Consider the following 25,921-nt stretch of genomic DNA (forward strand, 5'->3'; position numbering starts at 1 on the left):
GTATATCAAAAAGTTCATAAATAAAAATGAGAAATGCTATTGTAATTTGAAATAACATCATGTATACTTCTAATTAGTTGATAACGATTATCAGTATCAACTGTGACATTACTCTTCGTTATGTTGGTCATACCCCTTTTTGACGACGTAAGTCAGAGACGAAATGTTGAAATATCTTGTGTCCTATTCTACAGAATTATGGTAATCTCCAACCTCAACTTATATGCGTGAGCATGCAAAAAGGATCCTATCCGTGAAGGGATCCTTTTTTGCATGCTGTCGCAATTAATGTATATAAACCAGGCACGCGATCTTCAATTTCTTCCGGTGCAGTAGAAGGGAAGACCCACCTTTGATGAGACCCATGTTCTTCAACTAGTTTTTCAATTTTAAAATGTTCTTCCGCAAGTGTTGTAATAATTTCTCCTAGCGTCCAGCGACGGATGGTTGTTTTAGGCAATGATTCTTTCTGCGCTTCTGTAAGAAGGATGCTATAAGCAACATCATCTTCAATCAATTCTTCATCGAAATAATTTCCATTGGCCCGAAATGATGGGTGGTCTACTCCTAATAATTTCGTGTAAACAGGATGATAGTCACGAAGGATAAGCGTTCCATCTCCTTTAAGCAAGGTAGCAATTTTTTGAAAGAGCGGTTTTAAATCTAGAAAGTAATGGAGTACACCAAGTTCCAGTAATACGATATCAAATGATTCGGAGAGCTGTACATTTAGTACATCAGAAACGACATACTGGATAGAGACACCTGCTGCTTCCGCAAGTTCATTTGCATATTTTGCATTACTTGCCGAAATATCAACAACTGTTACGTCAGCTCCTAAAAGAGAGAGAGCAACGGCTTTATTGCCTTTTGAACCGAGTAAATTAATAATACGTTTTCCTTTTGGAGATTGTATGTAAGGTAAATAGTGATCTACCTCGCGCACGGGATCTTCCATAAGCTTTTTTGCATAATCGGCTGGTGCCCCGTGGCGATTCGTCCAAGCTTCATAAGCAGCTGCATTCCAGCTTTTTTCATTTATAGTGCTTAGTTGTTTTTGGTTCAATGTTATCACTCCTTTTGTGAACGTATAGGTATTCGGCGGGAAGGTGAGATTTCCTGTTTTTCTTGAATTAAAGTTTGATTTTTCTGTTATTAAGTCGTACAATACATGTTATACGTAAAAGCGTTGAAAAGGAAAAGTAGGATGAACACATTCTTTCCAGAGAGCTTCGGTAGCTGAGAAGAAGCAAGAATATTCATTTGAACAATGGCCTTTGAGCTTCGTCCTGAACTTATCAAATGATAATAGTAGGCGGCGACGAGAGTTGGTACTCGTTATCAAAACCACAGTATAAGAGCATATAGCTCCGTACTTGTTAAGGCTAGTTATGTGAGTAATTGGCGAAATAAGGTGGTACCGCGACTGTTTATAAAGCCCCGCCCTTATCTTTTTTAAGATAAGGGCGGGGCTTTTTTATATTTAAAAGGAGGAATGTAAGATGAGTATTTTCATTGGGGGAGCTTGGCCGTATGCAAATGGTTCGTTACATCTTGGACATATTGCGAGTTTGTTACCTGGAGATATTTTAGCACGTTATTACAGAGCGAAAGGTGAGAATGTATTGTATGTGTCGGGAAGTGATTGTAATGGAACACCGATTGCAATTAGGGCAAAACAAGAAGGTGTGACGGCGAAGGAAATTGCTGATAAGTATCATGAAGAATTCCAGCGATGTTTTCATAGCCTTGGTTTTACGTATGATTGCTATACACGTACAGATAGTGAGCATCATCATGAAACTGTTCAAAATGTCTTTTTACGTTTATTAGAAGAAGGCTATATTTATAAAAAAATGGTGGAACAAGCGTATTGTGAAACGTGTACGCAGTTTTTACCTGATCGTTATGTAGAAGGCATTTGTCCACATTGCCATGAAGCAGCAAGAGGAGATCAATGCGATGCGTGTTCAGCTATTTTAGATCCACTCGATTTGCTAGAAAAGAAATGTAAGTTATGTGGTAGTACGCCATCCGTACAGGAAACAGAGCATTTCTATTTCGCATTGCATACATTTCAGGAGCAAATTAAAGAAGCAGTAGAAATCGCAAAACAAGAAGGAACATGGCGTGACAATGCGATTCAGCTAACAGAAAGGTATGTAAAGGAAGGATTACTAGATAGGGCCGTATCACGTGATTTACCAATCGGGGTACCAATTCCAGTAGAAGGGTATGAAGATAAGAAAATTTACGTATGGATTGAAGCAGTGACAGGCTATTATTCAGCGAGTAAACATTGGGCTGAAGAAACAGGGAAAGATGATCAAGAGTTTTGGGATCGAGGAGCGAAAACATATTATGTGCACGGAAAGGATAATATTCCGTTTCATTCCATCATTTGGCCAGCGGTATTGCTTGGAATAGGAGAAGGGGCAATTCCTCGTCATATCGTTTCGAATGAATATTTAACAGTTGAAAAAAGAAAATTATCTACAAGTAAAAACTGGGCAGTATGGGTGCCTGACATATTGGAATGCTATAATCCAGACTCTATTCGTTACTTTTTAACCGTCAACGCACCAGAAAATCGTGATACTGATTTTTCATGGCGTGAATTCATTTACAGTCATAATAGTGAACTATTAGGTGCATACGGGAACTTTGTGAACCGGACATTAAAGTTTATTGAAAAATATTATGGTGGTATCATGCCGAAGGGAAGTATTGATGTAGAGCTGAAAGATAAAGTAGAAGGATTATATAAAAATGTGGGAGAATTGATCGAGCAAACTAAATTTAAGGTGGCGCTAGAAACAATATTTGATGCAGTACGTTTTGCAAATAAATACTTTGATGAGAGGCAGCCTTGGAAACAAAGGGAAGATGATCCAGTTTCATGCGAAAAAACAATTTACAACTGTGTGTATCTTATCGCTAATTTTGCAAATCTCCTTGAACCGTTTTTACCATTTTCAAGTGAAAGAGTTAGAAATACATTATCGATTGTGAACCGAAATTGGGAGCCTCAAAATACGTTGCCGAATAGAATTGATAGTGTGCAGCCACTATTTGAACGAATTGATGTAAAACAAATTGAGCATGAAATAGAAAAGCTATATGGAGCGGTAAAGTGAGATAGAGAAAAAGACCTTTCAAATACATGAAAGGTCTTTTGTTACGCACTATGCACGCTTCTATGCTTCTTTGCTTTCCTAGAGGTAAGCAGCTGAGGAGTAAAAATTCCAAGTAGTATAAAGAGTATCCCAATCCACTGCATGAATGTTACGACTTCATGTACAAGTGTAATAGAAGCGATAATGGCCGTTGGTAATTCAGCTGCTCCTAGTATTGTACTAAGTCCTGTTCCTACTTTCGGTACGCCAATTGAAAAACAAATGACAGGTACGACAACACCGAACAATCCGAGGAAGAAAGCGTATTTCCAAAGACCGGCTTGCAAGGCACCATCCGTTAAAAAGGTTGGCGGGAAGAATAGGCATACGATAAGAGTAGCACTTGTTGTCATAAGAAAGCTTTTCGTATAAGGTGGTACTTCTGTAGCAACACGCCCACTTGCAAAAACATAGAATGAAAAAGAGACAGCGGCTAATAAACCAAAGATAATACCTTTCGTGGAAAAGTTTTGTCCGAGACCTTCAAAGACACCGCCTGCAAACAATGTTCCAGTAAATAAAATAATGATGGATATAACTTTCTCACGGCTTGGTAATGTTCGATTAGCGATTGCTTCTATAACGACACCAATCCATGTGAACTGGAAGAGTAGGACAACAGCGATAGACGCTGGTAGTTCTTCTACAGAAATAGCGTAGAAGATACCAGTCATACTCATTGTTGTGCCAACTGTTAGTAAGGAAAAGAATTGCTTTTTTGTTACTTTATGACGTGAAACGAAAAGAACGAGCAGAAGAAGCCCGATCCATCCGAAGACATATTGTCCTCCTAATAGTTGATGTGCTGAAAATCCATCAATGAATCCGAGTTTGAAAATAGTTGAAAGTACGCCGTAGCTACAAGCTCCGAATAAAACAAGTAATGAATACTTAAATTTCTCCATGAAAATCCTCCTTTTAAATAATAAAAAACGCCCGCTATCCAAATAAGGATAACGGGCGAACGAAACAGAGTAAGATACTCTACAAAATTCCGCCACTCATACGAAGTATGAATTTGGGGTATGAAATTGTAGTAGGTTTTTTACATTGCTTTTGGGAATACAATAGAACATTTTACACCTTGAGGTGTGTTTTGTATCCCATAAGGAAACTGATGTTTATCTAATATTTGTTTTACAATATATAGTCCAAGGCCACTACCTTGTACTAATCCGTGTTTGCCAGGGTTTGCGCGATAGAATGGCTCAAATAAATGGGCGAGTTTATCCTCATCAATTTGTGAACCTGTATTTAATACTTCTAATGCATAACCGTTTGGCTTTTCATAAAGCTTTATATATACATGCTGATGGTCAATTGTGTAATGAATTGCATTTGAAATAATGTTAAAAATAGCAGTTTGAATAAATTTAGGGTCAGCTAAAATTTGTACATCTTGCTTAATGTTAGATTGAACATTTAATTGCTTTACAGATACAAAGTAATCTACTTTCTTCATAACATCCTCAATAATATTAGTTAATGAGATAACTTTTAAATCAGGTTTAAATTGAGGATTTTGTATTTTGGATAATTCCGACATTTTTTCCGTTAATATGTTAATATCTTGCATCATCTCATAGGAACGTTTTAAATATTTATCTCTATCTTTATAAGCTCCAATTCCGTGAATCATGCCATCTAGTTGTCCCATAACGGCTGCGATTGGTGTTTTTAATTCATGGGATACCATAGACATAAATTCTTTACGAGATTGTTCTAATTGTTGTTCTCTCTTGAGCTCGTTTCTTAAATCTTGATTGCTTGCATGTAAATTCTTCACGATATTTGGAACCTGTGAAGCAGCTACTTGTAAATTAAAATCGGTTTGGTCTGTATTTTTGTTAAGTAGCTTTTTATCTGAGAAATCAAGATTCATAATATCTTTTAAAGCATCGCTCATAAATTGAAAAGGTTTGGCAATTAGTTTCGTATAAATTAAAGATCCGAGTAAAGATAATGCAAGCATTGTCGCACCAATATGTGGAGCTAATTGCTGCAGTGCATCTGCTAATTTTAGATAATCTTGTGTATCATTTGTGTTATTTGCTGCATTTTGTTTATGTAAGGCATCATTAGTAGCGACTTGCTTTTCCGTTTCTGTAAGTGGAGCAGAAGTGCTGTTTTTCCCCGCAATATTTTGGGTATGTTCTTTTGCTTTTACAGTTTGGCTAGGCTGCAAAAGGTGATTTATGGCTGTAGAGAGTGCTTTATAATCTATAATAGAAGATTGGAAATTGGAAATCATGCTCTCTGAAACAGCCTTACTTTGATTCGTTTTACTTTGGTCGTTTTGTTTGTCTGAATCCGCTTGTTCTGTAGACAGCGCTCCATTTTCTTTTGCAAAACGTTCTTTATCGTAGTTTGAAGCTAGAAAATAAATAATTTGATAAAGACAAAGTGATAAAAGAATACAAAATAATAAGGTTTTGATGAAAATATTTTTGGTGATGTTGTCTGTACTACGATTCGATTTTGTAGCCAATGCCTTTCACCGTTTTAATATAAGGAATTCCTAATTTTTTTCTTAAGTTTTTAATATGTGTATCTATAACTCTTACATCACCATAATGTTCATAGCCCCATACCTTATTCAACAAATCACTTCTTGATAATACTTTTCCCCGATTTTGCAGTAAAGTATATAAAATTTCAAATTCTTTTGTTGTCAATTCAATTTGATTACCATGAACATAAGCGGCATAGGCTGTAGAATTTAACATCAATTCATGGAATTGTAGTATAGTTGCAGCTTCTGCTTCCTTTGTTGCTGCCCTTCTTAATACAGCCTCTACACGTTTAATAAATACGGTGTAATGGAACGGTTTCGTAATATAGTCATCAATACCTAACTCAAATCCTTTAATTTCACTTTCTTCATTATGTAAGCCTGTTAACATAATGATCGGTACATCAGATTGTCCTCGCATAATTTTACAAATACTATAGCCATCTATATCTGGTAACATCACATCAAGGAGGACAAGATCGTATGAATTTTTTTGGAAAAGAAGAATACCTTCTGTTCCAGCGCCAACGACATCAACAGTAAAGTTTTGTGCCATTAGAAATTCACGAATCAGTTCTTGTATATCTGGGTTGTCTTCAATCACCAGTATATGCGTCATAGTAACACCTCCTAAATAACGCTTTTTACTGCAATATTCGAATTCATCATTTTTTGGATAACTCAAATTGTTTATACATATAATAAGCCCCCGCTATAAAGTCATCATGAAAGTAGCAAGGGGAATGGTTTAGAGAAACTGAATATTTCAGAATTACATTAGTTCTATTATAGTATGTATTGTAAAATTTATAAAATATTATAACTGTATAATTTTAATATCCATGTTTATCAATGTTTTGATGTTGTTTAACGAAACCTATTCTTATTATATATGTAAATACAGTTGTTTTGCTACTGTAAATGAATAAATAAAATAAGCCAAGATATAAAATTCTTGGCTACACATAAATCTTGTTTTTAGGCTATTTTACAGTGACGGTAGCTTGCTGCTGAATACGCTCAAATAACCAGTGTATATCATTGTTATACATACGAATACAACCAAGTGTTGTCCATTTGCCGATTGCTTGATTATTGTTAGTACCATGAATCGCATAAGTTGTTCCGTAAGTTCCTGCCATGTTTAGTCCGAGCCAACGGTCACCAAGTGGATTACGTGGATCGCCGCCTTTAATTTTTCCTGTATAGTAAGGACGGTTTTTAATTTTATTAACGATTTGAAAAGTACCTTTAGGCGTAGGTGTGGCTGCTTTTCCAGTAGCGACAGTAAAACTCTTTATAAATTGTCCGTTTTGATAATAATCCATTTTATTTAACTGCGTATTCACGATAAGCTGATCGTTTGTTGTAGCTGCCTCAGCATTTGTGAATGGAATAGTTAAAAATCCTAATGATAATAGTGCGCTTAATAATAGTTTTTTCATTATATTCTCCTTTTTGCTATTGTAATAGTCTTACATACAATGAATTTGCAATCCTCGTAATACTTTATTTACATTTTCATCTAATGTTTCAAAGAAGGTAGTAATCTTTGGATTTTGTTTGTTATTTTTATCAATAAGTAATCTTTCATTTAGTAAAAGTTCACCATGTAGTCCAAAACTTTGAACTTGAATATTTAGCTCATCTTCAGTTTCAGAAATAATTGGTAAGAAGTAGTGGAAAGCTTTCGTTGGAATGATGTAACTTTTACCAATCATGCTTTCTTGATTTGAATTAATCCATTTTTTCGTAACAATCTTAATGTTCTTTTTTGAAACGATAAAAGACAGTGTTGTAGATTTTGTTAAACTTACGTCAAATTCACTTGTTTCACATATGTGTAAATTAAAAACGGTTTCATTTTGATGAGATTCAACATTTGTATTAATAAAATCATGCATTTTATAAGCTTCCATTTCTTATTCACCCTTTTTTCAATTTCGAAAAACTACTTATATTTATTCAATTTAATGCTTAGTCATATATTAGTTAAATTTTTCAACAAATTCCGATATAATCTTACAATACGTATATGAAGCTAATATGAAGTTAGTATGAGTTTGTGGTGGTTTTTTATTGAGAACAAAATAAGGTGATTTCTAAGTGTTAAAAACTGGATAAAAATGCATATTAATAGCTCTATTCCGTACGATATATAATTGTTAGCACATCGAAAAGCGATAATGGATAGCAGCAAATAATGAACAGAAAACTTTAGTGTGAGCCTTACAAAAATGTAATAAAAATGTAAGCTATTGTGATAGTTATTTCGACAATTTTTTTATACAATAATAGTAAGAAGTTGTACGTGATTGAAAGGAGAGATGACATGGAATGGGTTCATGAATTATTTCAGCAGTACGGGTACTATGTTGTACTTGTTGGTTTGCTGTTAGAATATATTGCACTTCCGTTTCCGGGAGAGCCAACGTTAGCATATGCGGGGTTTTTAGCACAGAAGGGCGATTTAAGTTTACCGATTTTAATTATCCTATCCTTTATTGGGACAAGTGTAGGAATGACAATTCAATACTTTTTAGGAAATAAATTAGGTATGCCCTTTATTCAAAAGTATGGGAAATACGTATTTTTAACACAAAGAAAAATCGACTTAACAAGAATGTGGTTTGATAAGTATGGATACTTCCTTATTTTTATCGGCTTCTTTATTCCCGGTGTACGTCATTTTACAGGATATTTTGCAGGAATTATTAACTTACCATTCCGTCGTTTTGCAATTACAATTTACTCAGGTGCTCTATTTTGGGTATCATTCTTCTTAATCGGTGGTTACTGGTTAGGTGGCAACTTACATGATATTTTTGGAGTGCTAGAAGGTCATATCGGTAAAATTATTTTTGGAGTGATTGTGATTGTGGCAGTTACGTTAGGCATTCGTTTCCGCAAACAGTTAAAACGAGTATTGTTACAAAACGCAAGTTAATATGAAATCCATTCTATGTCAAAATTTAGGAAGGCAGTGCAAACGCACTGCCTTTTTATTTTATGTTCCAATCTATTTTCAACTTTCCTTTTAATTGATTTCCGCTAACTATAATGTAATAAGTGCCTGTCTTAATTGCTGCGAAATGGTACGTATTAGGGCCAGCTGGAGCTAAATAATTTTCTTCCTCTTGAAATTCACTAGCCATTTTTATGTCCCCTATGTAGCCATTCGAATTATCAGTTCGTGATTCAATAGTGAATTCTAATATGTCACCTCGTTTTAATTTAATTGGGACTTTATGTTCACCACTAAAATGTTGAAAAGATGCTTCGAAAGAGTTATCGGTTTTTGTTTCGACCCATTGTTCTTTTGATGTTCCAACCCTTTCTAGATCTACTAAGTTAATTGTGATAAATATAATAAACATAATGCTTGGTACGAAATACTGTATCCACTTAAATTTTGTTGCTATGACTGTACATAAATAGAAAGAAAGAGAACATACTGCTCCGATTGACCCGAGGAACAAGAACTGTATTAGATCAGCTTCTTTAAATATTAAGAAGGGAAGAAAAAATAAATAGCCGCAAAAAATATAAAGTAATAATATCTTCAGTCTTGTATGTGTTTTTAATTTCAATTTATCTATGCAAATAGAACAAAAAATTGCATATACCGCAAGGACAGGAACAAAGGGAACATATAGTAGTTCTCGTAATCCAGCTAAGAAACTATATAATGTTGGTTGACTAGTTGTTAAGAGAAGCGTGCTAATAAGTAATAATAAAAAGAAAGTCGCTGTAAGTTTAGTAAGAATATAGGAAAAAGTAGATGTTTTATTCATAGGTCACTTCCTTTGTTTAATATTTCACATTCATTATATAGGTTATTTCCATCATAATATATCTTTATTTTTGTCAATTATTAACGTCAAAATGACAATTATAATTGACAAAAATAAGGATATTATTTACAATTTTAATTAAATAAATGAAAAAGAGGGAAGACATGAAGCTTCAAAATCGAGTGAGGGAATTGCGAGCAAAGCATCGTTTATCACAAGGGGATTTAGGGAAAGCGATAGGATCATCACGGCAAACGATTAGTTTAATTGAGCGCGGGGATTATGCACCATCTATTGTATTGTCGCTAAAAATCGCACAAATTTTCAATGTACCGGTGGAGGAAATATTTACGTTAGTGGAGGGGGAAGAGGACGATGAAGAGTAAACTAGGAGAACAATTTGTGAGTTTTTGTAAACTTGTACTAAGTATGGTATTTGGCTTTTTTGCATCGTATATAGCTTTAGATATACTTTCGGATGAGCCGAGAAGATTATCACCACATATATTAGTAGGTGTATGTACTATATTTGGAATCGTAATGATTTATTATGCTTGGAAAAATACACGTATGTTAGCTAAGGCACGTGATGAAGAAGAGAGTGTACAAGGTAGAAAATTAGGAATTGTAATTATGTATTTACGTATAGGGGATATAGTTACGCAGGCATGGTTTGTATATGCAGTTATTACGTGCAGACGTGCATTCATGCATAATGAAAATGTTTCCTTCGCACTTTCGAATATGGTAGCTGCTACTGTCTTTACGATTATTGTAGTGGTTATCGGGATCATGACGAAGAATCGTTATAATAAGCTATACCCTGAACAAGGTGTAACGTATATAGAATCGATGGAGATGTGGAAGAAAAACGCAGATGAAGGATTAAAACATATTGTGCATGAGGCTGGATATAAAGCATATGAATTTACGAATAAAGTATTGGCATATGTATGGTGGGCTGCCGTTATATATACAGCGGTTAGTGATATTGATTTTGTATTAATTGGCTTAATCTCATTTGTTTGGATATTGCATCTTGGAAAATTCATGTACGAAATGCATAGAAAAATGATTTATTAAGGGGAGAAAAAGGTGGATATTTTAAAAAGGCCAGCTGGTTCCATAACGGCGGCGTTAGTTTTGTCCATTTTATACGGAGTAATCCGAACTGAGAAATTAGGAGTAATGTTGGATATATGGACATTATTTGGAATCTTTTTATTAGTGCTAGCTATTCATGAGCTAGGACATGTAGTATTTGGTTTAATAGGTGGTTTGAATTTTAAATTTATGACAGTAGGGCCTATTACTGTTCAAAAAGAGAAGGGGAAAGTACGTATTCGAGAAAATAAATTATGGGCGTACTTCGGAGGCGTGGCAATGTTAATACCGCCTTCTATAGTAACACCGAACCTTTCGAAAAAATGGGCATGGATGACTTTAGGTGGACCAATAACAAGTTTACTATTTGGTATTACTTTTGGTTACATATACATGGTGAGTTATTATCAATATCTGTTATATTTTTCTGTTTTCCATTTTGTAATTTTTGCGGTTACAATCGTACCGATAAAAGGAACGCTTATGAGCGATGGTATGCAATTTCTTATTTTAATTAAAGATGATGAAAAGGCGAAGCAGCATGTATATAACATTCAAGTATCGAGTGAGTTATTTAGTTATAAGAGGCCGAAAGATTGGGATAAGAGATTAGTAAAACTTACCGAAGATAAAATAAAAGAACATAAAAGTATAAGAGAGATCATGAGCGGACTTATGCTTGTCTTCCTTGCCTGGTCGGATCAAAAGGGAATGGAAAGAGCGATACCATATATAGAACAAGTTGCCCAGCTCCCTATAACGAAAGAAAATAAATATTTCGTCAGCAGTTTTCACAGTTGGTATCTTTTATATAAAGCTCTTTATCAGATGGATAGCCTTTCACTGCATGAAGCGAAGGAACATGGGAAGGCCATTACAAAAGTGGACTTACATGGGTATTATCGCACACAAGGAATTGTTAAATATTTAGAGGGCGATATGGAAGCGTCCCACACTTATATGAGGAAAGCAGACAAAGAATTAAAGAGTGCCGAGAAGAGTGAAATAGGATATTTACAATTAGAGAGAGAATGGTTTGAGCAGCTGAAAGAGAGGGTATCTTACGAGGGGTGAGGTATCCTCTTTTTTCTATGTCGTCTTATGCCGTTCCATAAAAAGTCTGAGGCGAGTAAAATAAGATAAGCAGAGCAAAGCTTGGAGGAATTCTAGATGGAAATTTTAACGATTATTTTAATAGTCTTGCTCATTTATGCTGTTTTCAAAGTAGCGTATGTAGCATTAAAGATACTCGCGATCTTATTAATTATCTTTTTAATCGTAGAGTTCGGCAGTAAGTTGCTTGGGGGATAGGGTATGTTCTACGTTTTGAGTGTCGAAGGATGTCGGTAAGTCGATATGTTGTGTCGAATCGTCGATATAATGAAAAAATCGTTGATATAAGTGGAGAAATCGCCGATATATTTGAAAAATCGTTGATATATTTTAGTGAATACTAAGTGGGGTATGTGGAAAAGAAGTTGCCGTGAGGGTAGCTTCTTTTTATTGTGGTGACGGGATCTGCAAAACAACATAAAAAAAGCTGGAAGAATCCTTCCAGCTTACGAGTTACTTTCAATTTGGCGACCGTTTTCTTCTTCATTGTCTTGTAAAAGGTTGAATACGTCTGCTAGGCAGAATGCAATGAACCAAGTCCATAGACCGTGGAAGAAAGCTGAGCTTAATTGAAGTGGTAATGTATAGTTAGTCAGTGAGTAGGAGATACATCCGCCAACGATTCCGATCATTGTTAATAACATTGTTTTTTGCGCATTTTCTTCTGGATTGAAGAGGAAGAAAATGTATCCACCTAAAATTGAAGCGCTTACAAGCGTTTCGATTCCATTAAAAATGATATTCTCTCCAAGCTGAGTGTTTGTCCAGAAGCAGATCGTTCCGCCGATAATAGCAAACAGGACAGCTATTGTATATCTTATATATTGATTCATATGTTCATCTCCTTATGTAATAAGATGATTTGGAAGTCAAAAAGGTAGGTATAGTATATTGAAGTGAGTTTTAGTTGTACGTATCTTTTTATAAAAAGATCATTGAAGAGTGATCGGTTGTTTAAACCGTTACGTGTATGGTGTCTGAAATATACCCGACTGCTCGTTTCTTTTTGTTTGTAAAATTAGAGAAACTTCCAAGTCTATATACTCTTTTTTTGTGAGTCTGTTTTCATTATAACACATTTAGGGTCACAATAATAGAATTATCTGATTTTGTAATAAGTGTAAAAAATAAAAAGCGCAAGGAAATACCACTAACAATGCAGTTTAGTGGAAGAAGGATTTTAATTTATTATGATGAAATATGTAATCAAGGTGAAATCTAAGAAGGAGGCTTACATACTATAAAAAATGTTTTGTAGCATGAATGTAAGGGAGGAGAGCTAACTTGGAGATCACAACAGAAAGATTAATAATTAGACCTTTTAAGAGTACGGATTTACAGGATGTATTTGCTATTTATAATAATGATGATACATGTAAGTTCCTATTACATAATAAGTGGACTCATGAAGATATGCAGAAAAAATTTAATAAGAAGCTAGCAAATAATGTACTTACTAAAGAATCAATATTAAGTTTGGCAGTTATATACAAGACTAAAGTAATTGGTGATTTATCCGTATGGTACACAAATATGAAAGACACTGTTGAGATTGGTTATAGTTTTTCAAATGAAGTAGCTGGGAGAGGTTTGGCAACAGAAGCAGTAAATAGTTTGGTATTTAAATTATTTAATGAATTTAATGTACATCGTATACAAGCTAATCTTGATGCACGTAATACAGCTTCAAAAAAATTGTGTGAACGAATAGGCATGAGAAAGGAAGCCCATTTCATACAAGATTTTTGGAATAAAAATGAATGGACAGATAGTATCGTATATGGAATGCTATCCTCCGATTTGTTGTAATAAACTTCGTGATTTTATTATGTTAAAGGGTGCGTTAGTTGAATAACAAAGGGCATAACATATTATATATGACTAATATGTTATGCCCTTTAATGTATTAACCTTTTTTATATGCGTTTGAAACGGCCGACAATTTCAACTGTTTCAGTAATGTTCATGAATGCTTTGTTATCCACTTGACGGATAATACGTTTCATTTCGCCTAACTCATAGCGAGTCACGACAGTGTAAATCATTTTTTTCTTATGGTTTGTATAGCCGCCGACAGCATCTACCATTGTCACCCCGCGTATGCCGTGATGCAATAGTGCGCTTTTTATTTCCTCGCCTTTTTCTGTAACTGTCATTATCGTTAATTTAATATGTTTCGTATGCACAGCATCGATAACTTTGCTGACTACAAACCGGCTAATTAACGTATAAAGCGTAATATCCCATCCGAAAATAAATCCTGCTGCAACAAGTAAGATTAAGTTGAATCCAAAGATGATTGCTCCAATTGAAATATCTCGATGTTTTGCTACAATCAATCCAACAACATCAAAGCCACCTGTTGAAGAAGCAAATCGGAATATGATTCCGGAAGCTGCTCCGCAGATTACACCACCGAATACAGAAGACAGTAAAATATCGTCTGAAACTTGGTGTACAGGGATAATGTTCATCGCTAACGATGATACAGCTACAAAGTACGCTGTTAAAAAGGTTGTCTTCTTGCCTAAGTAAAAGTGACTTAAAATAAGAAGAGGAATGTTTAGTAAAAAGATAAGTGCACCGATATTGTAGTGCATTAAATAACCGATAATCATCCCTACACCAGCAAATCCACCGCTAATCATGTTATGCGGGATAAAGAACATATTCATAGAAATTGCATACAAAATAGAGGCTACGAAAATAACAACCAACTGTATGATAAATTCTAAGTGGAATGTTTTAGCTGCTGGGAAGGATAAAAAGGCGGTGTCGGGAACGTAATCGGCGTCTCCTAGTTGACCCATAGTATGTTTCATCTCCATATTCATTTTTGATTACAAGAAGAGAATAAAGGTTTTTTCAAAAACTGGCAATAGTTTTATTATAATGCGAAAATTTTATAAATTTCTAACAAATTAAACCTATACAAGGATACGTGTGAATATACTAAAGAAAGCGAATACATTGGTTTTCTAGCATAGTTTTCTTGAGAAAATATGCAAAATACTTTTTTGACGATAAAAGGAAATAGAGAATGTTTGCCCGATGTGCTAAAATGACCTTATTAAGGATGTGAAGCGATGGAATTTTTATTGCAGGATGCAATTCTATATATATCGTTTGTAACGACAGCGCTTTGTTTATTAGAAGTTTTCTTCCTTGCTAACGTTTCTCGCTTTGTGCGTCAGCAAGCATCAAGTGGTAGACAAAGAGCCTTTAAACTAGTTAATACGTGTGAAGAGGGTACTGGTAATGTAACACTTTTCTCTATTTTTTATAAATATGGAATGATTCGTTCTGTGCGCAGACAAGAATCCAGTGAAGAGAATGACGAGGTCGGTCCGTATACACCAATGTTTCGCTAAATAATTACGAAACATTGGAGGAATGAACATGTTAAAATCATACCGAGCTGTGCTCGTTAGTTTATCATTATTACTTGTTTTTGTTTTATCTGGTTGCAGTAATGCAGCCCCAATTGATGCACATAGTACGGGAATTTGGGATCATTATTTCGTATATCCAATCTCGTTTATGATTCAATTTGTTGCTCATCACATACCGGGAGCTAGCTTCGGGATTGCTATCATTATTATGACGCTCGTTATTCGTTCAGCCATGATTCCATTAGCTGTTTCACAATATCGTAGTCAAGCGAAAATGAAGAAAATGCAACCTGAACTGCAGAAGCTGAAACAAAAATACGGTGATGTGGGTAAAGATCTTGAAAAACAAAAGCAGTATCAAAAGGAAATGTCGGAACTAATGAAATCAGGCGGTTGGAATCCACTAGCTGGTTGCTGGCCACTATTAATACAAATGCCGATTTTCTCTGCTTTGTATTATGCGATTAGCCGAACAGAAGAGATTCGTACATCGTCATTTTTATGGGTGAACTTAGGACATGCAGATCCTTATCATATATTACCGATTATCGCAGCGTTAACGACATTTATTCAGATGAAAGTTTTCCAATCTAATATTACACCTGGAGAACAAGTACAGATGCTGAAAGTGCAGCAAATTATGATGCCAGCAATGATTCTATTTATGGGATTTGCGGCGCCATCAGGACTTGTGTTGTACTGGATAACGGGTAATTTATTTACAATGACACAAACAATTGTATTAAGAAGAATAATGGAACGTGAAGAATTACAATTACAAAAAGTTTAGAACAACGCCGCTCGGGATGAGCGGCGTTTTTTTGTTAAGTCGTTAAGGAAATGTTAAGAAACCAACATTACTATAGGAATTGTATACGAAAGTGTACATGCTTTAGAAATATGAAGGAGGAAATTTCCTATGAAGAAGAAAACAGTTGGGTATTTAGCGATTGCAGGTGCTTTATCATTCGGAATCATTGGAGGAGTCGGTATTCCGGCATTCGCGGCAACGAATACTCAAGCAGCTGAGCAGTCTACAAAAACGGCGAAAAAAGATTTAGATGACGCTACAAAACAAAAAGTAAAAACGATTATGGACGATACAAAGAAACAGTTGGGGGAGCTAGGTGTAAAGCTTCCAGAGAAAGAAAAACGTAAAGATATGTTCGCTAACTTAGACGAAGCAACAAAAGAAAAAGCGAAATCAATCTTAGAACAAGAAAAGTCCGGAAAATTAACACGTGAACAAGCAAAAGAAGAATTAACAAAACTAGGCGTGAAGTTCCCGGAAAAGGGTAAACATGGAGATATGTTTGCTAACTTAGACGAAGCAACAAAAGAAAAAGCAAAGTCTATTTTTGAACAAGAAAAGTCCGGGAAATTAACTCATGAGCAAGCAAAAGAAGAATTAACAAAGCTAGGTGTGAAATTCCTAGAGAAAGGTAAGCGTAAAGACATGCTTGCTAACTTAGACGAAGCAACAAAAGAAAAAGCAAAGTCTATTTTTGGACAAGAAAAATCCGGGAAATTAACTCATGAGCAAGCAAAAGAAGAATTAATAAAGCTAGGTGTGAAACTCCCAGAGAAAGAGAAGCATGAAGACATCTTTGCGGGATTAGATGAGGCAACAAAAACAAAAGCAAAAGCGATTTTAGACAATGAAAAGAAACAATTAGAGGTGTTGAATGTGGATCTTCCGCACCATAAATTTTTTATGAAAAAAGATGAGAAATAATTGAGTGAAGTCGTATCTTTCGTGTGGGCAACCGAAAGGTACGTGAGAGGACCGATTTCTGTTAGCAGAAATCGGTCCCTTTTAATGATTCAATAAAATTTTTTTCATTGTTAGTATGTATCCAAAGACGCAGTAGAAGATTGCAAAACCGATAAACACTTCCGTATAGTGGTATTTACCTAATACGTAGAAGGAAGCAGTTGGTATAATAGCTACCGCTAAAATGCTATAACCAGGATACTTATGCCGATACATGATAGCGAATAGAACAGAAAGAAACGTAGCGATAATACAAAAAACAGCAATCATTATTCGTGCACCTCCTATATAGACTATACAATTTTTAGGGAATTAGAGAAGTGTCGTAACTTCTGTTATAATATAAGAAGAGAAATATTTCATATGTTATATAAAAAAATATATTGATTTTTTCTAACAATTCAATATAATGAACAATAACTACAAAATTCGACATCAAGAAGTGATGATGAGGACATGATCAATTTTTTACGATTCTCAGAGAGGGAAGCCTTTGGCTGTGAGCTTCCTAATACGGAAAAATGGATTACCACCTCTGAACTGCAGCAGTGAACGGATACCTAGTAATTGCTTGCCGGCAAAAACCGTTATTTAGACTTGAGAAATTGGTGAAGTGTGTTACTTTACGAATTGAAACAAGGGTGGAACCACGAATATAACACTCGTCCCTTTTTTAGGGAGGAGTGTTTTTTTATTTCATTTTTGCATCACACTAGAATTGGAAGGAGGATACGCAGCATGCATCATGATGAGAAGAACAAAATTGGTTTAACAGTAGCACTTTCTATCGTAGTAGGAACGATTATTGGATCTGGTGTGTTTATGAAGCCAGGGAGCGTATTAGATTACTCAGGGAGTTCTAATATGGCGATTCTTGCTTGGGTAATTGGTGGTCTGTTGACGTTAGCAAGTGGTTTAACAGTAGCTGAAATTGGAGCGCAAATCCCGAAAAATGGTGGGTTGTATACGTATTTAGAGGAGATTTACGGAAGCTTTTGGGGATATTTATCAGGCTGGATGCAAACGATTGTTTATGGACCAGCTATTATTGGAACATTAGGGTTGTACTTTAGTTCTTTAATGATTAATTTTTTCTATTTAGATAAAGTATGGAATTTACCAATTGCTATTGGAACAGTTGTGTTCCTTGGCGTTGTAAATAGTATGGGAACAAAATATGGAGGTATCGTCCAAACGGTTACGACAATTGGGAAGATGATTCCGATCGTATTAATTGTTGTGTTAGGTTTTTGGAAAGGGAATAGCGATATCTTTAATGTAGTTGTGCCGATATCAGAAAATCAAAGTATCGGTATGGCAATTTTAGCAACATTATTTGCTTATGACGGCTGGATTCTACTTGCTTCGATTGGCGGAGAAATGAAGAATCCAACAAAGTTATTACCGAAAGCGATGACAGTTGGGATTTTAATTGTAACGGCTGCTTACGTACTAATTAACTTGGCATTATTAAATGTGTTACCAGCAGCTAAAATCGTAGACCTTGGAGAAAATGCAACAGCAACAGCTGCGGGCATGTTACTTGGAGAATATGGCGGGAAAATTATTAGTATTGGTATTATCGTTTCTATTTTCGGTTGTTTAAATGGAAAGATTTTAACGTTCCCACGTATTCCGATGTCGATGGCAGAGCGTGGACACCTTCCGTTTTCTAAGTTTATCGCAAAGGAAAGTCCAAGATTTAAAACACCAGCAAATGCGATTACTGTTGAAATCATTTTAGGAATTATTTTAATGGTTATTAGTGATCCGAATAAGCTATCTGAGATTTCCGTATTCATTATTTATATTTTCTATGTAATGACGTTTATTGGTGTCTTCATTTTAAGAAAACGTAACAAGAATAAAGAGCGTGCATACAGTGTACCGCTATTCCCAATTGTACCAATCGTTGCGATTTTAGGATCATTGTTTGTACTTGGAAGTGCGATTATTAATGATCCGGTAAGTTGTTTCTTATCAATTGGAATTGTCTTTACTGGACTGCCGGTGTATTGGTATTTAAATAAGAAGAACAAAACTAGTGTTTAATAATTAGAAGGCAGGCGTATGATACGCCTGTTTTTTTATTGTAAAAAAATTGTACTTGTGTTCAATTTCTTTTTTGGTTACTATAGTAGTAGTAACCGAAAAGAAAGCGTGGGGAAAGACTTGAATTTTCGTGTGTATATTTTAGCTATCGCGGCTTTCGTAGTCGGAACGGTTGAGCTAATTATAGGAGGAACGCTCGATCTAGTTGCCAATGATTTAGGAGTATCTATTAGTGCAGCTGGTCAGCTTATAACAATATTTTCAGTAGTATTTGCTTTATCAGGTCCGGTTTTATTAGCGGTAACTGGAAAATTTGAAAGAAAAAGATTATACATTGGGGCATTATCAATTTTCTTAATCGGAAATATTATTTCAGCATTTAGTGTGAATTACGGGATGTTAATGTTCTCAAGGGTTGTTTGTGCAGCGAGTGGTTCGCTTATTATTGCACTGTCAGTAACACTTGCTTCTAGTGTTGTAGAACCGCATTTTCGTGCGCGTGCCATTGGAATCATTTTCATGGGAATTAGTGGATCACTTGTACTTGGAGTACCACTTGGACTTGTACTCGGAAATGCATATGGATGGCGTGCACCATTTGTATTAATTTCGGTATTAACAGTTATAGCAATCGCTTGTATTTCATTATTCTTAACGAAAGTACCACTGACATCAGTGTTATCAATAAGAGAACAAATTGCTACGTTAAAAGATAAGAAAATCGTAAGTGCACAGTTAACATCATTCTTATTTTTAACGGGTCATTTAACACTATATGCATATTTAACACCATTTTTAAAAGATGTGATGCATGTTGAAGCAGATTGGATTAGTGTATTTTACTTCATTTTCGGAATTGCAGCAGTACTTGGAGGCGGCCTTGGGGGCTTGCTTGCTGATAAATGGGGATCGAAGAAAAGTATTATTTCAATTATTATCGTATTTGCGTGTGCGATCTTCATATTGCCAATGATGACATTCTCATTCCCACTGTTCATTATTATGATGGGACTTTGGAGTATGCTGAGCTGGGCTATTTCACCAGCACAACAAAACTATTTAATTGAAATTGCACCAGAATCAGCTGGTATTCAGCAAAGTTTAAATAACTCTGCCCTTCACTTAGGAATTGCGCTCGGTTCAACAGTAGGCGGAGTTGTTATTGAAAAATCATCTGTTATATATAATGCTTGGGTAGGAGGCGGCTTTATTATATTAGCACTACTTTGTGCAATTTTCTCGATTACGAGAGGACGTTCTGCTCAGTTTGCAAAAGAAGAATCTATCGTTTGATAGGTTCTTTTTTATTTGTAAAAAATTGCAGGTTTTAGTAGGTGGATGGAGAAAGTTGTATGTAGCGAGGTGATGGAGAATGATGTCTAATTTCTCGGTATTTGGCATGATAATTGCTCTACTACCGATATTGATAGTTGTTGTTGTATTAAGGTGGGTCCGTTTCATCTATCAAAATTCAGAGAAACAAGTGGAGCAAAATGAGAAAATTATTGAGCTGTTGACGGAGATAAAGGAAAAAGATAAGTAATATGTATTCGTTTAAAATTTGTTTCTCGTAAGTTATGAAGGCACTTATAAAGTGCTTTTTTATCATGTTTGAAAATTTAAAATATGTAATGTCCATTTGTCAATAGCAGCATGAGAACAAACAATTTTAATGTTGCTTATTACTTTGAAACTTTCTCAACAATTCGACAAGATACTACAAAAAAACCACCTATTCTCTTTTTTTCACTATAAGTACAATGAAACAGTAAGATTGCTTCATGTAGAAATTTATATATGGTGGTGGAGAGAATGAAACGAAAGATGGTAGGTAAATGGTTTAGTTTTTTAAGCGCTCTTATTATTTTATTAGGAATTGCAATGCCGCAAGTGAAGGCAGAAGTAATGAACAGAGAAACATATAAAATGGATTGGAGTTATAGTAAGTCGAAACAGCGTGAAATAAAGACAGAAATAATTAAAACGGCTTCGGGTAGTATTGCGTATTGTTTAACGCCTGATTTACGTTCTCCAAATGGAGATGATTTGCCTGAGATGGGGAAATCATCTGATGCCGTATATCGTGTTTTATTAAATGGATATCCTCAAAAAAGCCCATCTGAATTAGGGGTAGCGACAGTAGAAGAGGCGCATTATGCTACACAATTAGCGGTATGGATTGCAGCAAATGAATTAACGGAAGAAGATTTAGTTGCAAAAAATGAACGAGTACATAATCTTATGAAGCGTTTAGTAGAAGCTTCAAAAAAAGAAACTGGATCACAAGATATATTTTTTAAAGTTAATCCTGTAGATCCACAAACTGCTACACAAAAAGGTAATTATTTAGAAACAGGATTTTATGCAGTGCAAACAAATGCGGTTTCTGGCTCTTATACAATTCTTCCTGAAAACGCTCCTAAAGGGCTTCGAATTGTAAATGAAAGTGGAGAAGGGAAAAGTACATTATCAATTAATGAAAAATTCAAAATTTTAATCCCGAAAGATACGAGTAGTGGTAATTTTAAAATGAAAGTGAAGTCTACTTTAACAAATTTACAAGCAATAGCTTTTAAAGGATCAGAAAAAGTTCAAAATACAACGGTATTGTTACAAAGAAATAGTGAGAAAATCAGTACAGGTTTAGTTGTAAATTGGGAATCAGTAGGCTCTTTAAAGATTGTGAAATTAGGAGAAAAAAAGGAATTATTAAAAGGAGCGGTGTTTGAAGTTTCTAATGAAAACTTTAAACAAAATGTCACGACTAATGATAAGGGGATTGCGGAGCTAGGGAATCTTCCAATCGGTATATATAGCGTCAAAGAAATTCAAGCGCCAGCTGGATATGTGTTAGACGGAAGTATTAAAAAAATTGAAGTGAAAACTGGTGAAACTGCTATATTAGAGTTGAAAAATGAAAATATAAAAGGTGAACTAGAAATAACGAAAGTAAATATAGCGGATGGGAATACAAAATTACCAAATGCAGAGTTTACAATCTACAACGAACAAGGGAAAGAAGTAGTAAAAGGGAAAACGGATGAAAAAGGTGTAGCGAAATTTAAACTACCATACGGAAAGTACACGTATAAAGAAACGATAGCACCGAATGGATATGTAATAAGTGAAGAGACGTTTGCATTTGAAATAAAAGAGAATGGAGAAATTATTAAACATATCGTTCAAGATAAGAAAGTAGAAGGTGAACTAGAAATAACGAAAGTAAATATAGCGGATGGGAATACAAAATTACCAAATGCAGAGTTTACAATCTACAACGAACAAGGGAAAGAAGTAGTAAAAGGGAAAACGGATGAAAAAGGTGTAGCGAAATTTAAACTACCATACGGAAAGTACACGTATAAAGAAACGATAGCACCGAATGGATATGTAATAAGTGAAGAGACGTTTGCATTTGAAATAAAAGAGAATGGAGAAATTATTAAACATATCGTTCAAGATAAGAAAGTAGAAGGTGATTTAGAAATAACGAAAGTAGATGTAGCGGATGGGAATACGAAACTGCCAAATGCAGAGTTTACAATCTACAACGAACAAGGGAAAGAAGTAGTAAAAGGGAAAACGGATGAAAAAGGTGTAGCGAAATTTAAACTACCATACGGAAAGTACACGTATAAAGAAACAATAGCACCGAATGGATATGTAATAAATGAAGAGACATTTGCATTTGAAATAAAAGAGAATGGAGAAATTATTAAACATATTGTGAAAAATAAGAAAGAAGAAAAGGCATCACTTCCTTCTAAGCCAAATAAGCCAACACCGAGTGGAGAAGTGAAACCTTCCGCTGATGTGAAGCCGATGCAACAACATAATACTCATAATGAAGTGCGTTTACCAGCTACTGGCGGCGTCGGCAATGAATTTACGGCTTTATTCGTTTTAGGAATTGGTTTTATTATTGCGGGTGCTTATGTGTTAAGGATGAAAAATAGAAAAGAAATGTAGAAAAAAACGCCTTGTAATAGAGGCGTTTTTTTAGTATCTTAACTTCCTCAACAAACTCTTAATTTCCTCATCTTGCATGAAGAGATCCAGATGCTTTTCTGTAATTTTTGCAAGTGCAACGTCGTGATAAAAAAATTCTGTAAAGAACTTTACGAAAGGTTGCGACATTGTTTTCATCGCTTGCCATGACTCTTGCTCTACACCAGCAAATAAAATTTCGCGGTCGTCAACGATCAGTAGTAAGTATCGCTCTAGCGCGTTAGGCTCTTCGGCTGGGATTAGAAAATGCATGTTTTCTAAGTCTGTTTCTACTTTTCCAACTATAAGGGACTCGAGTTTGACGCCTTGTTTTGCTTTTTCTTCTAGTGAAGGAAGGTACTCTGAAAGAGTGTCATTCCAAGCTGAAATGCGAATTGATTCTTTTGCACTTTCGATCAGTTCTTTACTTTGAACTCGAATAGAAGATTGCATTTTTAAGCTCCACACACGGTCATCTGTAAATGATTTTTTTGATATATTCGTTTCTAATTCTTTAATGTTTGATTGAAATTCTGTCGTTAATTTTTCAATTGCGAGCTTGAGTGGTAATGCTGTATACAATTTTTTCTTTTCTGAAACAGAATCCATTACCATTCCTTTATCAATCAGGCGTGCTAGCACTTCATATATTTTTGCTTTTGGAACACCAGAGTGTTTCACAATCGTTGTAGCATCTAATGGTTCGTTGCTTGATACGACAACTTCATAAGCTTGGCTTTCATATTGTGAGAAACCGAATTTTTGTAACATAGTTCCCTCCGAACGAATGAGATTATATAGTTTAAGGATAATGAACTATTTGTTTTTGCACAAGTGGTAGTAGGTTGTCTACTCAAATTGAGATGAGAATTAATTTCAATTTTTTAATTTTATCCATTATACTTAATATAATGATTAATGCGATTACAATACAACGAGAAGGGATGCTTGGGGGAAGATGTTAAGAAGTTTACGTTTAAAAATTGCGGTAGTATTTTCGGTACTTATTTCTATGATGTTTGTAATATTAGGTACAGCTATGTATCAATTACAGAAAGAGAAGGAAGTGCGCTCCTTAGACCAGTATTCTCAAAATACGATGGATCTTGTGACAGAGCAGTTAAATGCATTTATGCAGCGAATTGAAGAAGATATAGGTCATTATGGAAGCCATGATGATATTCAAAACATGTTACAAGATGGAGTGACTCCAGAAGAGGAAAGTTTTATTTTAAAAGAGTTTTTAAGATTTAAAAATAATCATCCTGATATTTTGGATGTATACATTGGAACGAAAGATAAAAAAACGTTGAGCGCAAATCTCGCTGACGGAGGAACAGTACCGGAAGGATATGATCCAACAAGTCGTCAATGGTATAAAGCATCAGAAGCCGATACGAAATCGATTATTTGGGGACAACCACAATATGAAATCGCGACAGGCAAGTTAAGTATTGGAGTTTCAAAAGCTATTGTCGGACAAGATGGTTCTGTATTAGGAGTAGTAGCAATGGATGTATCATTAGGAACAATTCAAAAGCTACTCCATAATATTCAATATAATAATGGTGGAGAAATGTTTATCGTAAATGATAAAAATATTGCCATTGTATATCCAGGGGAAGTAGGAAAAGATGTTTCAAAAGAATCACTTGTAAAAAGTTTAAATAAAGATGAAACAAAATTTGCGGTGACGACATTAGGCGGGAAAGATGTAGTAGCCTATAGTCAACTGTTTGATAAGATGAAATGGAAAATAGGAATTTTTTATCCGAAAGAAACGATTGATGGGCTATTAAATAGTATGAGAAATACAGTCCTTATAATGGCATGTATTAGTTTATTAGTTGGAATCGCAGCTTCATACTTGTTCTCAAGAAGATTAGCAAGACCACTGCAACTATTAACGAATCACGTTCAAAAAGTCGCAGAAGGTGATTTAACGTTGCAAATGAAAGTGACAAGTAAGGATGAAGTTGGAGAACTGACAAATCATTTTAATCATATGGTTGAGCAAATGAATGAAATGGTAAGTAAAATTAAAAATAGTGTATCAACAGTGCAACAATCAACGAATAATCTACATTATTTAACGAATGAAACTGTAGCCGCTAGTAGAGAAGTGTCAGGTGCAATGGATGATGTGAGCGGAGGAGCGTCCACTCTTGCTAATAGTGTAGATGAAGTTTCAGAGCAGCTCGAGAATATGGCAGAGTCAGTGGAACAAATGAATAACTCTGTTGGGGAAATAAAAGGTGTGGCTGGCAAAGCTGAAGAGGCATCTAAGCAAGGATTAAATACGATGCGTAATTTAGTTCGTACAAGGGGCCAATCATCTTCGATTGTTGTGCATACAGAGGAAGCATCCGGAAAGTTAGAGCAAAGAGTTGGATCGATTCAAAATGTAGTAGAGCTTATAAAAGGTATTTCGGATCAAACGAATTTACTTGCTTTAAATGCTTCGATTGAGGCGGCGCGTGCAGGGGAACAAGGTAAAGGCTTTGCTGTTGTTGCCGAAGAAGTTCGAAAGTTAGCGGAACAATCGAAAGAGGCGACAGGAGAAATCGCAACGATGATTGGCGATGTACAAGTAGAGGTAAAACGAGTTGTAGAGGTTGTAAGTAAATTAAAAGATATTGCAGATATACAAAATAAAGTTACGACAGAGGCAGAAACGGAATTCCGCACAATTATGTCAGTTGTAAATACAATTAGTACTTCAGTCGAACAAATTGTAGAAGAGGTACATAACATCGGTTACGAGCAAGGAGAAATTACAACGGTAATGCATACAATTGCTAGTACAAGTCAAGAAAGCGCAGCTGTTTCGGAAGAAGTAAATGCTGCAACTGAATCTCAAGTGAATCATCTAGAAAAGGTAGCTCATACGATGGAAAGCTTGACGGAGCATATGAGAGACTTAGAAAGATTGGTTGAGCAATTTAAAATAGAGGAATAACAAATTAGTAAAATGATGCGTATTTCGGTAAAATAGACAATGGATATATAAGAAGCAA

At 35.1% G+C, this 25,921-nt stretch carries 26 protein-coding genes and 2 other annotated features; of the genes, 15 read left to right on the forward strand and 11 right to left on the reverse strand.

Annotated features, from left to right (window positions below):
- Positions 1-247: 247 nt before the first annotated feature.
- Positions 248-1,066 carry a class I SAM-dependent methyltransferase gene (locus ACUN0F_RS07670; protein WP_445539326.1) on the reverse strand — a complete coding sequence of 273 codons (819 nt, stop codon included), beginning with the start codon at positions 1,064-1,066 and terminating at the stop codon, positions 248-250.
- 114 nt (positions 1,067-1,180) lie between these two features.
- Positions 1,181-1,451 (forward strand) — a binding site (T-box leader).
- Positions 1,452-1,502: 51 nt separating this feature from the next.
- On the opposite strand from ACUN0F_RS07670, the gene metG reads away from it, so the two are divergent.
- Entirely contained in the window at positions 1,503-3,137 is a 1,635-nt protein-coding gene (metG, locus tag ACUN0F_RS07675) for a methionine--tRNA ligase (RefSeq protein ID WP_445539327.1), read from the forward strand.
- A gap of 41 nt (positions 3,138-3,178) precedes the next feature.
- Here the strand turns inward: metG and ACUN0F_RS07680 are convergent, their stop codons facing one another.
- From ACUN0F_RS07680 to ACUN0F_RS07700, 5 genes are all read right to left on the reverse strand, one after another.
- Positions 3,179-4,081, reverse strand: coding sequence for an EamA family transporter (locus ACUN0F_RS07680; RefSeq protein ID WP_445539328.1), 903 nt, complete (start codon positions 4,079-4,081; stop codon positions 3,179-3,181).
- A gap of 140 nt (positions 4,082-4,221) precedes the next feature.
- Positions 4,222-5,664, reverse strand: coding sequence for a sensor histidine kinase (locus ACUN0F_RS07685; protein ID WP_445539329.1), 1,443 nt, complete (start codon positions 5,662-5,664; stop codon positions 4,222-4,224).
- The gene (locus tag ACUN0F_RS07690) at positions 5,642-6,307 is read right to left on the reverse strand and encodes a response regulator transcription factor (RefSeq protein ID WP_000148835.1); all 666 of its coding nucleotides are present in this window, start codon (positions 6,305-6,307) and stop codon (positions 5,642-5,644) included. Before ACUN0F_RS07690 ends, ACUN0F_RS07685 begins: the two co-directional genes overlap by 23 nt.
- Positions 6,308-6,671: 364 nt before the next feature.
- Positions 6,672-7,133, reverse strand: coding sequence for a L,D-transpeptidase (locus ACUN0F_RS07695; protein WP_000735054.1), 462 nt, complete (start codon positions 7,131-7,133; stop codon positions 6,672-6,674).
- A gap of 30 nt (positions 7,134-7,163) precedes the next feature.
- The gene (locus tag ACUN0F_RS07700; protein WP_000388758.1) at positions 7,164-7,607 is read right to left on the reverse strand and encodes a DUF3978 family protein; all 444 of its coding nucleotides are present in this window, start codon (positions 7,605-7,607) and stop codon (positions 7,164-7,166) included.
- Positions 7,608-8,020: 413 nt separating this feature from the next.
- Here ACUN0F_RS07700 and ACUN0F_RS07705 point away from each other — a divergent pair, with 413 nt between their 5' ends.
- On the forward strand, positions 8,021-8,635 hold the full coding sequence (locus ACUN0F_RS07705) for a DedA family protein (RefSeq protein WP_046955638.1): 615 nt from the start codon (positions 8,021-8,023) through the stop codon (positions 8,633-8,635).
- Between the two features lie 55 nt (positions 8,636-8,690).
- On the opposite strand, the gene ACUN0F_RS07710 is transcribed toward ACUN0F_RS07705, so the two are convergent.
- On the reverse strand, positions 8,691-9,482 hold the full coding sequence (locus ACUN0F_RS07710) for a hypothetical protein (protein ID WP_046955639.1): 792 nt from the start codon (positions 9,480-9,482) through the stop codon (positions 8,691-8,693).
- 164 nt (positions 9,483-9,646) lie between these two features.
- Between ACUN0F_RS07710 and ACUN0F_RS07715 the strand changes: the two genes are divergently transcribed.
- The 4 genes from ACUN0F_RS07715 (at position 9,647) to ACUN0F_RS07730 (ending at position 11,897) form a co-directional block, all read left to right on the forward strand.
- Positions 9,647-9,868, forward strand: coding sequence for a helix-turn-helix transcriptional regulator (locus tag ACUN0F_RS07715; protein ID WP_000776168.1), 222 nt, complete (start codon positions 9,647-9,649; stop codon positions 9,866-9,868).
- The gene (locus tag ACUN0F_RS07720) at positions 9,858-10,565 is read left to right on the forward strand and encodes a DUF3169 family protein (RefSeq protein ID WP_264461649.1); all 708 of its coding nucleotides are present in this window, start codon (positions 9,858-9,860) and stop codon (positions 10,563-10,565) included. Before ACUN0F_RS07715 ends, ACUN0F_RS07720 begins: the two co-directional genes overlap by 11 nt.
- Before the next feature lie 12 nt (positions 10,566-10,577).
- The gene (locus ACUN0F_RS07725; RefSeq protein ID WP_264461648.1) at positions 10,578-11,660 is read left to right on the forward strand and encodes a hypothetical protein; all 1,083 of its coding nucleotides are present in this window, start codon (positions 10,578-10,580) and stop codon (positions 11,658-11,660) included.
- 96 nt (positions 11,661-11,756) lie between these two features.
- Positions 11,757-11,897 carry a DUF3985 family protein gene (locus ACUN0F_RS07730; protein WP_000404782.1) on the forward strand — a complete coding sequence of 47 codons (141 nt, stop codon included), beginning with the start codon at positions 11,757-11,759 and terminating at the stop codon, positions 11,895-11,897.
- 248 nt (positions 11,898-12,145) lie between these two features.
- On the opposite strand, the gene ACUN0F_RS07735 is transcribed toward ACUN0F_RS07730, so the two are convergent.
- A complete protein-coding gene (locus tag ACUN0F_RS07735; protein ID WP_445539330.1) occupies positions 12,146-12,532 on the reverse strand; it encodes a DUF3938 domain-containing protein in 387 nt (128 codons plus the stop codon).
- Positions 12,533-12,983: 451 nt separating this feature from the next.
- Between ACUN0F_RS07735 and ACUN0F_RS07740 the strand changes: the two genes are divergently transcribed.
- A complete protein-coding gene (locus ACUN0F_RS07740) occupies positions 12,984-13,508 on the forward strand; it encodes a GNAT family N-acetyltransferase (protein WP_445539331.1) in 525 nt (174 codons plus the stop codon).
- 107 nt (positions 13,509-13,615) lie between these two features.
- On the opposite strand, the gene ACUN0F_RS07745 is transcribed toward ACUN0F_RS07740, so the two are convergent.
- The gene (locus ACUN0F_RS07745; protein WP_000530035.1) at positions 13,616-14,509 is read right to left on the reverse strand and encodes a YitT family protein; all 894 of its coding nucleotides are present in this window, start codon (positions 14,507-14,509) and stop codon (positions 13,616-13,618) included.
- A 276-nt stretch (positions 14,510-14,785) separates the two neighbouring features.
- Between ACUN0F_RS07745 and ACUN0F_RS07750 the strand changes: the two genes are divergently transcribed.
- The 3 genes from ACUN0F_RS07750 to ACUN0F_RS07760 all read left to right on the forward strand — a co-directional run bounded on the left by ACUN0F_RS07750 (position 14,786) and on the right by ACUN0F_RS07760 (position 16,826).
- Positions 14,786-15,070 carry a hypothetical protein gene (locus ACUN0F_RS07750; protein ID WP_000394932.1) on the forward strand — a complete coding sequence of 95 codons (285 nt, stop codon included), beginning with the start codon at positions 14,786-14,788 and terminating at the stop codon, positions 15,068-15,070.
- A 28-nt stretch (positions 15,071-15,098) separates the two neighbouring features.
- Complete coding sequence (gene yidC, locus ACUN0F_RS07755) at positions 15,099-15,881, forward strand: membrane protein insertase YidC (RefSeq protein ID WP_264461645.1); 783 nt, start codon at positions 15,099-15,101, stop codon at positions 15,879-15,881.
- Between the two features lie 129 nt (positions 15,882-16,010).
- Complete coding sequence (locus ACUN0F_RS07760; protein ID WP_264461644.1) at positions 16,011-16,826, forward strand: hypothetical protein; 816 nt, start codon at positions 16,011-16,013, stop codon at positions 16,824-16,826.
- Positions 16,827-16,907: 81 nt separating this feature from the next.
- Here ACUN0F_RS07760 and ACUN0F_RS07765 read toward each other — a convergent pair whose 3' ends face one another.
- Positions 16,908-17,135 carry a hypothetical protein gene (locus ACUN0F_RS07765; protein WP_000562244.1) on the reverse strand — a complete coding sequence of 76 codons (228 nt, stop codon included), beginning with the start codon at positions 17,133-17,135 and terminating at the stop codon, positions 16,908-16,910.
- A 166-nt stretch (positions 17,136-17,301) separates the two neighbouring features.
- Positions 17,302-17,538 (forward strand) — a binding site (T-box leader).
- Between the two features lie 65 nt (positions 17,539-17,603).
- On the opposite strand from ACUN0F_RS07765, the gene ACUN0F_RS07770 reads away from it, so the two are divergent.
- The 4 genes from ACUN0F_RS07770 (at position 17,604) to ACUN0F_RS07785 (ending at position 22,886) form a co-directional block, all read left to right on the forward strand.
- Entirely contained in the window at positions 17,604-18,917 is a 1,314-nt protein-coding gene (locus ACUN0F_RS07770; RefSeq protein ID WP_088064746.1) for an APC family permease, read from the forward strand.
- A 108-nt stretch (positions 18,918-19,025) separates the two neighbouring features.
- Positions 19,026-20,210 carry an MFS transporter gene (locus ACUN0F_RS07775; RefSeq protein ID WP_445540809.1) on the forward strand — a complete coding sequence of 395 codons (1,185 nt, stop codon included), beginning with the start codon at positions 19,026-19,028 and terminating at the stop codon, positions 20,208-20,210.
- Positions 20,211-20,292: 82 nt separating this feature from the next.
- Positions 20,293-20,460, forward strand: coding sequence for a hypothetical protein (locus tag ACUN0F_RS07780; protein ID WP_176546143.1), 168 nt, complete (start codon positions 20,293-20,295; stop codon positions 20,458-20,460).
- Between the two features lie 269 nt (positions 20,461-20,729).
- Positions 20,730-22,886 carry a SpaA isopeptide-forming pilin-related protein gene (locus ACUN0F_RS07785; protein ID WP_445539332.1) on the forward strand — a complete coding sequence of 719 codons (2,157 nt, stop codon included), beginning with the start codon at positions 20,730-20,732 and terminating at the stop codon, positions 22,884-22,886.
- Positions 22,887-22,916: 30 nt separating this feature from the next.
- Here the strand turns inward: ACUN0F_RS07785 and ACUN0F_RS07790 are convergent, their stop codons facing one another.
- A complete protein-coding gene (locus ACUN0F_RS07790; RefSeq protein WP_264461642.1) occupies positions 22,917-23,675 on the reverse strand; it encodes a TrmB family transcriptional regulator in 759 nt (252 codons plus the stop codon).
- A 187-nt stretch (positions 23,676-23,862) separates the two neighbouring features.
- On the opposite strand from ACUN0F_RS07790, the gene ACUN0F_RS07795 reads away from it, so the two are divergent.
- Entirely contained in the window at positions 23,863-25,863 is a 2,001-nt protein-coding gene (locus ACUN0F_RS07795) for a methyl-accepting chemotaxis protein (RefSeq protein WP_445539333.1), read from the forward strand.
- Positions 25,864-25,921 lie beyond the last annotated feature (58 nt).

Source organism: Bacillus sp. 1A, assembly GCF_052682215.1.

Excerpts from the sequence above, each read along its gene's own strand:
- metG (WP_445539327.1), top strand. The coding sequence starts at position 1,503 with ATGAGTATTTTCATTGGGGGAGCTTGGCCGTATGCAAATGGTTCGTTA.
- ACUN0F_RS07680 (WP_445539328.1), bottom strand. The coding sequence starts at position 4,081 with ATGGAGAAATTTAAGTATTCATTACTTGTTTTATTCGGAGCTTGTAGC.
- ACUN0F_RS07690 (WP_000148835.1), bottom strand. The coding sequence starts at position 6,307 with ATGACGCATATACTGGTGATTGAAGACAACCCAGATATACAAGAACTG.
- ACUN0F_RS07695 (WP_000735054.1), bottom strand. The coding sequence starts at position 7,133 with ATGAAAAAACTATTATTAAGCGCACTATTATCATTAGGATTTTTAACT.
- ACUN0F_RS07700 (WP_000388758.1), bottom strand. The coding sequence starts at position 7,607 with ATGGAAGCTTATAAAATGCATGATTTTATTAATACAAATGTTGAATCT.
- ACUN0F_RS07705 (WP_046955638.1), top strand. The coding sequence starts at position 8,021 with ATGGAATGGGTTCATGAATTATTTCAGCAGTACGGGTACTATGTTGTA.
- ACUN0F_RS07710 (WP_046955639.1), bottom strand. The coding sequence starts at position 9,482 with ATGAATAAAACATCTACTTTTTCCTATATTCTTACTAAACTTACAGCG.
- ACUN0F_RS07715 (WP_000776168.1), top strand. The coding sequence starts at position 9,647 with ATGAAGCTTCAAAATCGAGTGAGGGAATTGCGAGCAAAGCATCGTTTA.
- ACUN0F_RS07720 (WP_264461649.1), top strand. The coding sequence starts at position 9,858 with ATGAAGAGTAAACTAGGAGAACAATTTGTGAGTTTTTGTAAACTTGTA.
- ACUN0F_RS07730 (WP_000404782.1), top strand. The coding sequence starts at position 11,757 with ATGGAAATTTTAACGATTATTTTAATAGTCTTGCTCATTTATGCTGTT.
- ACUN0F_RS07735 (WP_445539330.1), bottom strand. The coding sequence starts at position 12,532 with ATGAATCAATATATAAGATATACAATAGCTGTCCTGTTTGCTATTATC.
- ACUN0F_RS07745 (WP_000530035.1), bottom strand. The coding sequence starts at position 14,509 with ATGGGTCAACTAGGAGACGCCGATTACGTTCCCGACACCGCCTTTTTA.
- ACUN0F_RS07750 (WP_000394932.1), top strand. The coding sequence starts at position 14,786 with ATGGAATTTTTATTGCAGGATGCAATTCTATATATATCGTTTGTAACG.
- yidC (WP_264461645.1), top strand. The coding sequence starts at position 15,099 with ATGTTAAAATCATACCGAGCTGTGCTCGTTAGTTTATCATTATTACTT.
- ACUN0F_RS07760 (WP_264461644.1), top strand. The coding sequence starts at position 16,011 with ATGAAGAAGAAAACAGTTGGGTATTTAGCGATTGCAGGTGCTTTATCA.
- ACUN0F_RS07765 (WP_000562244.1), bottom strand. The coding sequence starts at position 17,135 with ATGATTGCTGTTTTTTGTATTATCGCTACGTTTCTTTCTGTTCTATTC.
- ACUN0F_RS07770 (WP_088064746.1), top strand. The coding sequence starts at position 17,604 with ATGCATCATGATGAGAAGAACAAAATTGGTTTAACAGTAGCACTTTCT.
- ACUN0F_RS07780 (WP_176546143.1), top strand. The coding sequence starts at position 20,293 with ATGTCTAATTTCTCGGTATTTGGCATGATAATTGCTCTACTACCGATA.
- ACUN0F_RS07785 (WP_445539332.1), top strand. The coding sequence starts at position 20,730 with ATGAAACGAAAGATGGTAGGTAAATGGTTTAGTTTTTTAAGCGCTCTT.
- ACUN0F_RS07790 (WP_264461642.1), bottom strand. The coding sequence starts at position 23,675 with ATGTTACAAAAATTCGGTTTCTCACAATATGAAAGCCAAGCTTATGAA.
- ACUN0F_RS07795 (WP_445539333.1), top strand. The coding sequence starts at position 23,863 with ATGTTAAGAAGTTTACGTTTAAAAATTGCGGTAGTATTTTCGGTACTT.